This is a genomic window from Streptomyces sp. Y7, from assembly GCF_043195415.1.
In the GTDB taxonomy this organism is placed as follows: domain Bacteria; phylum Actinomycetota; class Actinomycetes; order Streptomycetales; family Streptomycetaceae; genus Streptomyces.
Window position 1 is genome coordinate 301117 of the sequence record NZ_JBIDDQ010000006.1, and the last position, 12877, is coordinate 313993.

Here is a 12877-nt window from a genome sequence, read left to right on the forward strand (position 1 = left end):
CGATGGCCCGTTCCCTCTCCTCCCGCCGGAGCACGCACCGCCTGGCCGCCGACGCCGGGCTGCTGGTGGTGGCCGCCGCTTTCGTGCTGCCGCTGGTCTGGGTGGTCCTGTCGTCCCTGGACACCGGCGCCGACCTCCGGGTGAAGGTCCCGGAGGGCATCACCCTCGACAACTTCGACGCGGTCCTGACTCCGGAGATCACGTTCACGCCGCTGCTCAACAGCCTGCTGCTGTGCGGCGGCGGTACGGCCCTGACGGTGGTGTGCGCGGCGCTCGCCGCCTACCCGCTGTCCCGGTTCCGCTCGCGCTTCAACCGCCCGTTCCTGCTCACGATCCTGTTCGCGACGAGCCTGCCCATCACGGCGATCATGGTGCCGGTGTACGCCCTGTTCGTGCGGGTGAACCTGATCGACACCATGCAGGGCACGATCTTCTTCTTCGCCGCCTCCCAACTGCCGTTCGCCATCTGGCTGATGAAGAACTTCATGGACGGGGTGCCCAAGGAGCTGGAGGAGGCGGCCTGGACGGACGGCGCGTCCTCGCTCCAGTCGCTCGTGCGGATCGTGCTGCCCCTCATGGGCCCCGGAGTGGCCGTGGTGACGGTCTTCTCCTTCGTCATGATGTGGGGCAACTTCTTCGTGCCGTTCATGCTGCTGCTGACCCCGGACCAGATGCCGGCGTCGGTGAGCATCAACGACTTCTTCGGCAACCGCGGGATGGTGGCGTACGGCCAGCTCGCGGCCTTCTCCATCGTCTACTCGACGCCGGTGATCCTGCTGTACGTCCTGATCTCACGCCGGCTGGGCAGCGGGTTCGCGCTGGGCGGGGCGGTCAAGGGGTGACGTCGGGCAGCACGCCGGCCCGGAACGCCTCCACGCCCACGACCCGGCGCACCCGCAGCGGCTGGATCAGCAGCATCACGCGCCGTTCCCCGGGCAGCAGCCAGGGATAGCGTTCCTCGCCGATGTACTTCCGCGCGAGCCGGTCCATGGCACGCTCCGCCTCGTCCCCCTCCACGAACCGGACGACCCGCCCCCGGATCTCGGCCCGGTCGTAGGGGTTCTCCGGGTCGTGGTGGGACAGGGAAACGTTGGGATTGAGCCGCAGGTTGTCCACCTTCACCCGCCCCATGGACGTGTTGACCATGACGTACTCGTCTTCGATGTCCGCCCACATGGGCGAAACCTGTGGCATCCCGTCGGGGCCCACCGTCGCGAGGTGCCAGAAGTTCGGCGCGAGGAGACGCTCGCGAATATGCCCGTTGAGCTTGCCGTTCACCGGCGGTCACCACCTTCCGGGGCCGCCACGGTGACGCCCCGGCGCCATCCTGACCGCCACCCCGTCGCGTTGACAGACGATCTTCGGCCAGCGGCGAACCCACCAGTAGCCGTAGCTTCCTACAATCCGTGATCCTGGCCGAACAGACCGTAGTCACCCCACCTCCGCGGCCCTACGTTGTGGCGCGTGCGTCGACCCCCAGCCCAGCCGAACCAGCCCTACAACCGCTCCAGCCACCGCAATCCGCCCACTCCCCCGTTCAACGCCCCCGCCGCCCGAAGACTCCGCGCCGCCCTGAGCATGGGCCCCGGACATGTCGCCTACGGCATGCGCGTCTCGTACGGCCTTCCCTATGTCACCGAGGACCTCGTCATCGCCTGGGAACGCGAACTCGCGGCTCCCACCAGCAACGAGCTCACCGCCCTGGCCGGCGTGCTGTGGTGCTCGCCCGGTGAACTGCTCGGCAAGCCGCGGACCCTGCGCGAGCACCGCATCGCCCGCGGTCTCGCGCCGGAGGACGTGGCCCGTGCCGTCGGGCACGAGGTCGTCACGTATCTGCGCATGGAGGAGAACGACGACTGGCGTGGCACCGACCGCCAGTCCGCCGCCCTCGCCGAGGTCCTCGGCCTGACGATCCCCGACTTCATCACCGTCACGGGCCGCGAGGCCCGGCTCGCCGAGCTGCTGCGCAGTGCGGTGACGACGCGCTGGCAGGCGTATGTGCGCCCGGTCGGCAAGATGGTGCCCCTGGACCGGCGCCTGCTGGAGACCACGCTCCAGGAACTGCACCAGCACTACCAGGGGCAGATGACCGCGACCCTCAGCTGGGGCGGCGGCAGCGGTGACTCCAGCGCGGCCGGCCGTGCGTTCATGGAGGGGATCGTGGAGCGCTTCTGGACGATGGTCCAGGAGAACAGCGCCTGATCTCAGTGGTCGTTCTCCAGATGCAGCCTCAGCAGATCCACGCCGTAGTCGCCCGCGTTGGGCGTGCGCACGATGGTGTGGATGTGCTGCTGCGTCGGCGTCCCACCGGGGCCGCCCATGCCGCCGCCCTCACCGCTCGACTTGTTCCCGTACGCCAGCGGTGACTGGGCGTCGTACTCGATCAGTACGACGGGGCTGTGCACCCGGTAGTAGAAGGCGGAGCTGTCCTTCGTGCCGCCGATCCAGTGGAAGTACGTGCTGTCGAGGTGCTCCTCGACCTCGCGCATCCTCACCTCGGCGTGCGCGTCCGCCATGGTGCCGACGTACACCCGCACCAGGTCGAGCAGCCGGTCGCGCTGGGCGTCGGTGAAGTCGGCGGCCGCCAGGCCCTGGTACGCGAGCCGGAGGTTGTCCTGCCCGGCTCCGGCCCTCAGGTTGTCCCCGGCCTTCTGCTCCGAGGAGATCACCTTCGCGCGCTGGGCGTCGGTCAGGGAGCGCAGCAGCGTCAGGCCCGCCGTGGTCTCCTCCCCGAACAGCGTGATCTTCTCGCCCTGGTAGGTCGCGGACGTCGGCTCCGAGCCCATGAACGTCGGCGTCATGACGACCTGGTCGCCCAGGACGAAGTAGTTGATCGCCAGGTGGTGGCCCTCGTACTGGAAGCCCCAGGGCTTCGTGGTCGAGGGCGTGCCCATGAAGGTGAAGTAGTAGTGGCCCTCGGTGAGGGTCTCGCGGCCGCCGCCGTTGTACTCCCCCAGGTAGGCGTTGAGCTTCATGATGTTGCGCGACCGGGTGAGGCCGTCGGCGGACAGGGCCGCGCCGAGCAGGGCGAAGCCGAGCTCGCGCTGCGTGTCGGTGAGGTCGCCCATCCGCACGCCCTTGCGGGCGTAGCCGTCGACGTTGCTCCAGGCCAGCCACTCGTCGTCCTGGACGTCGTACTGCGCGGAGCGCTTCTCGGTGCTGGAGAGGCCGTCCAGGAAGGACTGCGCGGCCTTGACGAGCGCGGCGGTGGAGACGCCGGTGGAGTGGATCGCGTACAGGTCGTCCCTGACCTTGCCGTCGGTGGTGACGCCCACGAAGTCGGCGTACCGGACCTCGGTGGCGCCGGGCCCCATGCCTCCTCCGCCGCCGGGCATCGCGGAGGGGGCGCCCGAGGGCGCCGCGGTGGAGGCACCGGAGGCGCCGTCGGAGCAGCCGCTCACCCCGGTCATGGTCGCCATCGCGGCGGCCCCGCCGAGCAGCAGCGACCTGTTCATGAACCAGCGGCGGGTGCGCTCCGCCCCGGGGGTGCGTGGTCTGTGGTGGTGATGTCCGTGTCCGTGCATGGACACCAAGGTCCAGGCCGGACCTGAAGCGCCGCTGGGCGCAGCCTGTGACGGGAGGAGGTGCGACTAGAAGACGGACTCCGCCTCGTCCATCCGGTCCTTGGGCACCCTCTTGAGCTCGGTGACCGCCTCGGCCAGCGGCACCATCACGATGTCCGTGCCGCGCAGCGCGGTCATCTTTCCGAACTCGCCCTGGTGGGCGGCCTCCACCGCGTGCCAGCCGAAGCGCGTGGCGAGCACCCGGTCGTACGCGGTCGGCGTGCCGCCGCGCTGGACGTGGCCGAGGATGACCGGCTTGGCCTCCTTGCCGAGGCGGCGCTCCAGCTCGAAGGCGAGCGCGGTGCCGATGCCCTGGAAGCGCTCGTGACCGTACTGGTCGATCTCGCCCTTGCCGTAGTCCATGGAGCGGTCGGCGGGGTGGGCGCCCTCGGCGACGCAGATCACCGCGAACTTCTTGCCGCGCGAGAAGCGCTCCTCGACCATCTTCACGAGGTCGGCGGGGTCGAACGGGCGCTCCGGCAGACAGATGCCGTGCGCGCCGGCGGCCATGCCGGACTCCAGCGCGATCCAGCCCGCGTGGCGGCCCATGACCTCGACGACCATCACGCGCTGGTGCGACTCCGCGGTGGTCTTCAGGCGGTCCATGGCCTCGGTGGCGACGCCGACGGCGGTGTCGAAGCCGAACGTCCGGTCCGTGGAGGAGATGTCGTTGTCGATCGTCTTGGGCACACCGACGACCGGCAGCCCGGCGTCGGAGAGCATGCGTGCCGCGGTCAGCGTGCCCTCGCCGCCGATCGGGATCAGGGCGTCGATGCCGAAGTCGCGGGCGATGTCGGGGGCGCTCTCGCACGCCTCGCGCAGCCGGTTGCGCTCCAGTCGCGACGAGCCGAGAATCGTGCCGCCACGGGCCAGGATGCCGCTGACGGCCTCCAGGTCGAGATGGCGGTAGTGGCCGTCCAGCAGACCCGCGAACCCGTCCTCGAAGCCGATCACCTCGTCGCCGTACTGCGCGACGGCGCGGTGCACGACCGACCGGATCACGGCGTTCAGGCCGGGGCAGTCGCCGCCTGCGGTGAGAACTCCGATACGCATCGTGCTGTGTCTCCTGCTCGCTGTTGATACCGGTGAGCCAGTCCGATTGTTTCATGTCCCCGAGGGCACCGTCCGACCCGGCAACCTGACGGGCGCCTTATCCACCGCCACAGGTATTGTCAAGAGGGTTTCGCTCATCTCACTGGGCGATTTTGCGACCCTGGAACAGGCCCCGGGGACCCGTATCCGGAACACCGCACGAGGAGAGGGAGACCACGCGTGACGCGCAGCGTGTACGTGACCGGCATCGACCGCGGCGACGGCCGGCAGGTCGTCGAACTGGGAGTCATGGAGCTCCTGACCCGGCAGGTCGACCGGGTGGGAGTGTTCCGGCCGCTGGTGCATCACTCCCCGGACCGGCTGTTCGAGCTGTTGCGTGCCCGCTATCGCCTCTCACAGGACCCGGCGACGGTCTACGGCATGGACTACCACGAGGCGTCCGCCCTCCAGGCCGAGCGCGGCACGGACGAGCTGGTCTCCACGCTCGTCGACCGGTTCCACGCGGTCGCCCGCGACTACGACGTCGTCCTCGTCCTCGGCACCGACTACGCCGACACCCAGCTCCCGGACGAGCTGTCCCTGAACGCCCGGCTCGCCAACGAGTTCGGCGCCTCCGTGATATCCGTCGTGGGCGGGCGCAAGCAGACCACCGAGTCCGTGCTCGCCGAGACGCGCAACGCCTACCGGGCGTACGAGAACCTGGGCTGCGACGTGCTCGCCATGGTGACCAACCGGGTCGCCCGCGCCGACCGGGACGAGATCGCCCGGCTGCTGGAGTCCCGGCTGCCGGTGCCCTGCTACGTCGTCCCCGACGAGCCCGCCCTGTCCGCGCCGACGGTGGCGCAGATCGCCCAGTCCCTCGAAGCGAAGGTCCTGCTCGGCGACGACTCGGGGCTCGCGCGCGACGCCCTGGACTTCGTGTTCGGCGGCGCGATGCTGCCGAACTTCCTGAGCGCCCTGACCCCGGGCTGTCTGGTCGTCACCCCCGGCGACCGCGCCGACCTGGTCGTCGGCTCACTGGCCGCGCACAGCGCCGGCACCCCGCCGATCGCCGGTGTGCTGCTCACCCTGGACGAGCGCCCCGGCGACGCGATCCTCACCCTCGCCTCGCGCCTGGCCCCCGGCACGCCGGTGCTGTCGGTGCCCGGCTACAGCTTCCCCACCGCCGAGCAACTCTTCTCCCTGGAGGGGAAGCTGAACGCGGCGACCCCGCGCAAGGCGGAGACCGCGCTCGGCCTGTTCGAGCGGTACGTCGACACCGGCGAGCTGCTGAAGCGGGTCTCGGCGCCCAACTCGGACCGGGTCACGCCGATGATGTTCGAGCACAAGCTGCTGGAGCAGGCCCGCTCGCACATCCGCCGCATCGTGCTGCCCGAGGGCACCGAACCGCGGGTGCTGCACGCCGCGGAGGTGCTGCTGCGGCGCGGGGTGTGCGACCTGACGCTGCTCGGGCCGGTCGACCAGATCCGCAAGCGGGCCGCCGACCTCGGCATCGACCTCGGCGGCACCCAGCTGATCGACCCGGCCACCAGCGACCTGCGCGACTCCTTCGCCGAGAAGTACGCCCAGCTGCGCGCCCACAAGGGCGTCACCGTCGAGCTGGCCTACGACGTCGTCTCCGACGTGAACTACTTCGGGACCCTGATGGTCGAGGAAGGGCTGGCCGACGGCATGGTCTCGGGGTCCGTCCACTCGACCGCGGCGACCATCCGGCCCGCCTTCGAGATCATCAAGACCAGGCCGGACGCCGGCATCGTCTCGTCGGTCTTCTTCATGTGCCTCGCCGACAAGGTGCTCGTGTACGGCGACTGCGCGGTGAACCCGGACCCGAACGCCGAGCAGCTGGCCGACATCGCCATCCAGTCGGCGGCCACCGCCGAGGGGTTCGGCGTTCAGCCGCGCATCGCGATGCTGTCGTACTCGACGGGTACGTCGGGTTCGGGCGCCGACGTCGACAAGGTGCGTGAGGCGACCGAGCTGGTGCGCCGGCTGCGGCCGGACCTGAGCATCGAGGGGCCCATCCAGTACGACGCGGCCGTGGAGCCGTCCGTGGCGGCGACCAAGCTGCCGGAGTCCGAAGTGGCCGGACAGGCAACGGTTCTGATCTTCCCTGACCTCAATACAGGCAACAACACCTACAAGGCCGTGCAGCGCTCGGCCGGCGCCATCGCCGTCGGCCCGGTGCTCCAGGGCCTGCGCAAGCCGGTCAACGACCTGTCCCGGGGCGCCCTCGTCCAGGACATCGTCACGACCGTCGCCATCACGGCGATCCAGTCCCAGCCCCAGTCCACCGCCCCGTCCCTCCACGAGAAGGCCACCGTCCAGTGACCGCGTCCCGCGTCCTCGTCCTCAACTCCGGCTCCTCGTCGGTGAAGTACCAGCTGCTGGACATGCGTGACAGCAGCCGGCTGGCCGTGGGCCTCGTCGAGCGCATCGGCGAGCAGCTCTCCCGGCTCAAGCACACCCCGCTGGCGGCCGGCGGCGAGAGCCGCGAGTGGACGGGGCCCATCGCCGACCACGACGCCGCCCTGAAGGCCGTGGCGGCAGAGCTGGCCAAGGACGGCCTCGGGCTCGACTCCCCCGAGCTGGCCGCGATCGGTCACCGGGTGGTGCACGGCGGCAAGCACTTCACCGAGCCCACCGTCGTCGACGGCGCCGTGCTCGCCGAGATCGAGCGGCTGATCCCGGTGGCCCCGCTGCACAACCCGGCCAACCTCACCGGCATCCGCACGGCACAGGCGCTGCGCCCCGACCTGCCCCAGGTCGCCGTCTTCGACACGGCGTTCCACACGACGATGCCGGAGTCCGCCGCCCGCTACGCCATCGACGTGGAGACCGCCGACCGGCACCGCATACGCCGGTACGGCTTCCACGGCACGTCGCACGCGTATGTCTCCCGGGCCACCGCGAAGCTGCTGGGCAAGGCTCCGCAGGACGTGAACGTCATCGTGCTGCACCTCGGCAACGGCGCCTCCGCGTCGGCGGTGCGGGGCGGCCGGTGCGTGGACACCTCCATGGGGCTGACACCCTTGGAGGGGCTCGTGATGGGTACGCGATCGGGTGACATGGATCCCGCCGTCATCTTCCATTTGGCGCGTGTTGGCGATATGTCCATCGCGGAAATCGACACTCTTCTCAACAAGAAGAGCGGATTGATCGGCCTGTGCGGGGACAACGACATGCGGGAGATCCGCCGCCGGATCGACGAAGGTGACGAGCGGGCCCAATTGGCCTTCGACATCTACATTCACCGACTGAAGAAGTACATCGGCGCCTATTACGCCGTGCTCGGCCGGGTGGACGCGATCGCGTTCACGGCCGGCGTCGGCGAGAACGCGGCACCGGTGCGGGAAGCCGCCATGGCGGGCCTGGACCAGCTGGGCCTCGCGGTGGACGCGGAACTGAACGCCGTACGCGGTGACGAGCCGCGGCTGATCTCGCCCGCGGGCGCGAGGGTGGCGGTCGCCGTGGTGCCGACGGACGAGGAACTGGAGATTGCGACACAGACCTACGCACTGGTCGGCAGCACCGATATGCGGCCGCGCCGCGAGGGCAACGACTGAGTAACACGGCTGAGCAAAGCGCAGCTCATTTGTATCTTCCACCAGACGGAATATTCCGCGGCGAAACAAACCGATAGGATCGTCCCATGCGCCGTTCGAAAATCGTTTGTACTCTCGGCCCCGCGGTCGACTCCCATGAACAGCTCGTCGCGTTGATCGAGGCGGGCATGAACGTGGCCCGTTTCAACTTCAGCCACGGCACGCACGAGGACCACCAGGGGCGGTACGAGCGCCTGCGGGCCGCCGCCGCGGAGACCGGGCGCGCCATCGGCGTGCTCGCCGACCTCCAGGGGCCGAAGATCCGCCTGGAGACCTTCGCCGAGGGCCCGGTGGAGCTGGAGCGCGGTGACGAGTTCGTCATCACGACCGAGGACGTCCCCGGCGACAAGCACATCTGCGGGACGACCTACAAGGGCCTGCCCGGTGACGTGGGCAAGGGCGACCAGATCCTCATCAACGACGGCAACGTCGAGCTGAAGGTCACCGAGGTCGAGGGCCCCCGGGTCAAGACGATCGTCATCGAGGGCGGTGTCGTCTCCGACCACAAGGGCATCAACCTGCCCGGCGCGGCCGTGAACGTGCCGGCGCTGTCCGAGAAGGACGTCGAGGACCTGCGGTTCGCGCTGCGCATGGGCTGCGACATGGTCGCCCTGTCCTTCGTGCGGGACGCGAACGACGTGCAGGACGTGCACAAGGTCATGGACGAGGTCGGCCGCCGCGTCCCGGTCATCGCCAAGGTGGAGAAGCCGCAGGCGGTCGCCAACATGGAGGACGTCGTGCTGGCGTTCGACGCCGTGATGGTCGCGCGTGGCGACCTGGCCGTCGAGTACCCGCTCGAGAAGGTCCCGATGGTGCAGAAGCGGCTCATCGAGCTGTGCCGCCGCAACGCCAAGCCGGTGATCGTGGCGACCCAGATGATGGAGTCGATGATCACCAACTCCCGTCCGACCCGCGCCGAGGCCTCCGACGTGGCCAACGCGATCCTGGACGGCGCCGACGCGGTCATGCTGTCCGCCGAGTCGAGCGTGGGCGCGTACCCGATCGAGACCGTCAGGACGATGTCGAAGATCGTCACCGCGGCCGAGCAGGAGCTGCTCGCCAAGGGCCTCCAGCCGCTCGTGCCGGGCAAGAAGCCCCGTACGCAGGGTGGTTCGGTGGCCCGTGCCGCCTGCGAGATCGCCGACTTCCTCGGCGGCAAGGGCCTGGTCGCCTTCACCCAGTCCGGCGACACCGCGCGCCGGCTGAGCCGCTATCGCGCCGCCCAGCAGATCATCGCGTTCACCACGGACGAGTCCACGCGCAACCAGATGACGCTCAGCTGGGGCGTCGAGCCGCACGTGGTGCCGTTCGTCAACAGCACCGACGAGATGGTCGACCTGGTGGACCAGGAGATCGTCAAGCTCGGTCTGTTCAACGAGGGCGACATCGTGGTCATCACGGCCGGCTCCCCGCCCGGCGTCCCCGGCACCACCAACATGGTCCGGGTGCACCACCTCGGCGGCGCCGCCCGGGACTGACCCCGCAGACGCCCGTAAGGGCCGTGAACGACGCCGAGGGCGCCTCCTGTGACACAGGGGGCGCCCTCGGCGCTTGTGCGGCTCCCGAACGGGCTTGTGGAGGCGTCCGCTGGAGACGCCCGGCTCAGTCGGTGGTGAAGTTGTGCAGCCCCGGCACGTGCAGGGTGCCGCCGAACTGACCGGCCTGGGTGACCTTCACCTTCGTGAAGTAGATCAGCGGGATGTTCAGCGGCGGCGGGTGCTCCGGGTCGAACGTGACCGGGATCAGACCGAGCAGGTTCCCGGAGATGCTCTCCGTGTACATCACGGTCTTGCCGTTGCGGATGGTCGAGGTCGAACCCTCGGCCGCCTGCACGTGGTAGGTCTTGCCGGACTGCTTGTCCTGCACCGTCTGGTGCAGGTCACCGATGTCGGCGCCGTCGGAGATGACGTACTTCAGCACCTTCTTCTTGGTGCCGTTGGCCGTCTTCACCTCGACGATGCCCTGGTAGTCGGCGCCCTTCAGCAGCAGCGAGCTGGCGTTCAGGTACCACGGGTCGTCGGGCAGCGGCAGGGTGTTGTCGACACCGCCCTCCTCGTCCGTGGCGGCCGGGCAGTCGTCCGGGTCCGTGGTGGAGCTCGCGGAGGGGCTCGGCGTGGCGGTGGCCTCGTCGGCAGCCTCCTCGGCGGCCTCGGTGGCGTCCTCCGCCGCCTCGGACGCCTTGTCGGTCACGTCCCCGACGGTGTCCTCGACCGTGTCGGTGACCTTGTCGGTGGTCTCCTTCACCGGGTCGGACGCCTCGGACGTCTCCTTGCCGGACGCGTCGGAGGAGTCCGCGGAGTCCGAGGAACCGGACGCCGCCTCTTCGCTCGCGCTCGCGGACGGCGTCGCCGACGGGCTCGCGCTCTCCTCGGCCGAACCGCCGGTGAAGATGCCCTCGATGGCGTCGCCGATGCCCTCCAGCAGGCCGCCGCCGCTCTCGGACGGCGAGGGGGACGCCGTGGCCGTGTCGCCGGACTGGGCCTCGCTCGACTGGCTCGCGGAGGGCGAGGGCGTGGGCTCGGCCGCGTCGTCGGAACCTGAATCCGACGAAGAGGAGTCGCCCGCGGAGTCCGACGAACCCGAGGAGTCCGAGGAGTCGGAGGAGTCCGCGGAGTCCTGGCCGTCGGTGGCCGACGGAGTGGGCTCCGCCGTCTCGTCCTTGTCCGTGGACTCACTGGGGCTCGGGGAGGCCGACGCCGAGGCGTCGTCCTCCAGTGCCGCCACGCAGTCCTTGTACTCGTCCGCCGTGAGGCTGTTGGACGTCGGCTTCGTCGCGTCGCTGTCGGCCTGGGCGAGGGTCGGTGTGAACCCCATGCCCATGAGAACGGCCGTCGGCATCGCCGCCAGGGCTATCGCCTTGCCGGCAGGCATCTGGAACCTGGTGAACAGCGGCTTCTTGGGCGCCGCGTGACGCGGCCCGGTTCTCACACGGGACTTGTCCACCTCAGTCCCGTGGGTCACCTCGTCAGCCGGCACTGTGCCTCCCGTTCGCCCCGTTCGCCGGGCTCGTTCCTGACAGATCGTTCGGCTCGCCCACCACGGGCTTGAGGATGGTGGTGTCGGGGTCGGTGGCACCCTCGGGTGCACCGCCCTCACCCGTCGTGTCCGTCTGCGCCGGCGTTGCGTCGGCGTCCCCGCCGGGCACCCATGCCACGGCCATCGCCCCGCCCACGAGGGCGAAGAGGAAGCCGATGAGGAAGCCGCCGAGGTTGGACAGCGGGATGGACACCAGTGCCAGCAGGATCGCCGCGATGCCCGCGAAGGTGCGCACGTGCTTCTGGAACCAGAGCGTGAAGCCGAGGACCACGAGCAGCACACCGATGATCAGGGAGCTGGAGCCCCCCGCGGTCTGCATCGCCAGCGTCAGGTGGCCGATCTGGAGGTTCGCGTAAGGGAAGTAGGCGATGGGGAGTCCGCCGAGCATGACGAACAGACCGGCCCAGAACGGCCGTGTACCGCGCCAGGCACGGAAGTTCCGCCGAAAGACCCGGAGGTAGTGCTCGTCATGGCCGGGCGCGGCAGGAGTCTCGGCGCTCATCGAAAACAGCTCCCTGGTACGGCATTGCTGTGGTGGTGGTGCGATGGTGATGCGGTGATGTGTCGCGGCCTTGTGACCACTTGTGAAGAAAGCGGGCGGAGAGTGGACGGGGGGGGGCGCCAAAGGCTCCCCCGCCCGTCAGAGAGTGCTTAGTAGCACTCCTTGACACCCGTCGACAGCGACATCTTCAGACCGCTGAGCTTGAAGGTTCCGGCGGTGGTCGCCCACGCCGTCTGCTTCACGCCGGACAGCGTGGCCTTGTCGGCCTGCTGCGCGAACCCGAAGGGGTTGGCCTGCTCGCCGCCACCCTTCATGCCCGGACCCTTGTTGGCGTCCTTGGCGGCAACACCGATGTCGATGTTCTCGAACGTCGCGTCGGCCTCGAGGTCGGCGACGTCGATGTAGAGGTTCTTGGCCTCGACCGGCTTGTTCGGGTCTTCACCGGCCCGCAGGATCAGGCTGACGTTCCCGAGGATCGGGATGTCGGGCGTGACCACGGACTGGCACATGTTGCTGATGGTCGCGGACTTGAAACCCGAGACGGCGACGGGGTGAACCGTCTTCTTGCCGGAGAGCGTGTAGCCCTCGTCAAGAGCGCCGTACTGCGAGAAGCCCGTGCCGACCAGCTTGTCGGTCGTGACCTTGAACGACTGGCCGGAGACACTGAACGAAGCGGCGAGAGCGCCCTGCGCGAGGGCGACACCTATCGCAGCCGTGGCGGCGACGCTGGGCACCATGACCACAGCGAACCGCTTCCATCTGGTCCCGCCACGCACCTGGGACTCCATATTTCCTCCTTCTCGGACGTACATCTCCTGACACGGGCTGCCACTGTCGGCTCGACGGTTCAGCCGGTCAGGGATGGGAGAAGTGCTACGTCCTCGGGAAGGAGAGCGCCTGCGCTCGGCGGCACGAATCGCGCCCGAACTACCGGCGATCACCCCCGAGCGACAACCACTGGTCGCGCCTGACACGCATCACGCACAACCTTGCCGGACAGGCTTCGCCGGGTGGGCGAAGACCCCCCTGTCCAAGAGCCGGCGCCACTGCCGCCGACTCTGCTCGGTGGGGACCCAGGAACTCCCGCGACCCAACCGGCTGTCGGGGTACGGGAACGGACC

At 69.4% G+C, this 12877-nt stretch carries 11 protein-coding genes; 5 read left to right on the top strand and 6 right to left on the bottom strand.

The window, feature by feature from the left end; all coding sequences use genetic code 11:
- Nucleotides 1–2 precede the first annotated feature (2 nt).
- Entirely contained in the window at nt 3–842 is an 840-nt protein-coding gene (locus ACGFW6_RS18755; protein WP_393510547.1) for a carbohydrate ABC transporter permease, read from the top strand.
- Here ACGFW6_RS18755 and ACGFW6_RS18760 read toward each other — a convergent pair.
- Complete coding sequence (locus ACGFW6_RS18760; protein ID WP_393510550.1) at nt 832–1278, bottom strand: PPOX class F420-dependent oxidoreductase; 447 nt, start codon at nt 1276–1278, stop codon at nt 832–834. The two genes, ACGFW6_RS18755 and ACGFW6_RS18760, sit on opposite strands and share 11 nt — an antisense overlap.
- A gap of 177 nt (nt 1279–1455) precedes the next feature.
- Between ACGFW6_RS18760 and ACGFW6_RS18765 the strand changes: the two genes are divergently transcribed.
- Nucleotides 1456–2202, top strand: coding sequence for a helix-turn-helix domain-containing protein (locus ACGFW6_RS18765; RefSeq protein WP_393510553.1), 747 nt, complete (start codon nt 1456–1458; stop codon nt 2200–2202).
- A 2-nt stretch (nt 2203–2204) separates the two neighbouring features.
- On the opposite strand, the gene ACGFW6_RS18770 is transcribed toward ACGFW6_RS18765, so the two are convergent.
- Nucleotides 2205–3524 carry a DUF3500 domain-containing protein gene (locus ACGFW6_RS18770; protein WP_393510556.1) on the bottom strand — a complete coding sequence of 440 codons (1320 nt, stop codon included), beginning with the start codon at nt 3522–3524 and terminating at the stop codon, nt 2205–2207.
- A 66-nt stretch (nt 3525–3590) separates the two neighbouring features.
- On the bottom strand, nt 3591–4616 hold the full coding sequence (locus ACGFW6_RS18775; RefSeq protein ID WP_393510559.1) for an ATP-dependent 6-phosphofructokinase: 1026 nt from the start codon (nt 4614–4616) through the stop codon (nt 3591–3593).
- 219 nt (nt 4617–4835) lie between these two features.
- Between ACGFW6_RS18775 and pta the strand changes: the two genes are divergently transcribed.
- From pta to pyk, 3 genes are all read left to right on the top strand, one after another.
- Entirely contained in the window at nt 4836–6944 is a 2109-nt protein-coding gene (gene pta / locus ACGFW6_RS18780) for a phosphate acetyltransferase (RefSeq protein ID WP_393510562.1), read from the top strand.
- On the top strand, nt 6941–8179 hold the full coding sequence (locus tag ACGFW6_RS18785; protein ID WP_393510564.1) for an acetate kinase: 1239 nt from the start codon (nt 6941–6943) through the stop codon (nt 8177–8179). The genes pta and ACGFW6_RS18785 overlap by 4 nt, the downstream gene beginning before the upstream one ends.
- A gap of 86 nt (nt 8180–8265) precedes the next feature.
- Nucleotides 8266–9696: a pyruvate kinase gene (gene pyk, locus ACGFW6_RS18790; RefSeq protein WP_393510568.1), complete on the top strand. Its 1431-nt coding sequence runs from the start codon at nt 8266–8268 to the stop codon at nt 9694–9696.
- A gap of 124 nt (nt 9697–9820) precedes the next feature.
- Here pyk and ACGFW6_RS18795 read toward each other — a convergent pair whose 3' ends face one another.
- From ACGFW6_RS18795 to ACGFW6_RS18805, 3 genes are all read right to left on the bottom strand, one after another.
- Complete coding sequence (locus ACGFW6_RS18795; protein WP_393510571.1) at nt 9821–11194, bottom strand: hypothetical protein; 1374 nt, start codon at nt 11192–11194, stop codon at nt 9821–9823.
- Complete coding sequence (locus tag ACGFW6_RS18800) at nt 11184–11756, bottom strand: DUF6114 domain-containing protein (protein ID WP_393510574.1); 573 nt, start codon at nt 11754–11756, stop codon at nt 11184–11186. Before ACGFW6_RS18800 ends, ACGFW6_RS18795 begins: the two co-directional genes overlap by 11 nt.
- Before the next feature lie 149 nt (nt 11757–11905).
- Nucleotides 11906–12544, bottom strand: coding sequence for a DUF6230 family protein (locus tag ACGFW6_RS18805; RefSeq protein ID WP_107902683.1), 639 nt, complete (start codon nt 12542–12544; stop codon nt 11906–11908).
- Between the last annotated feature and the right edge of the window lie 333 nt (nt 12545–12877).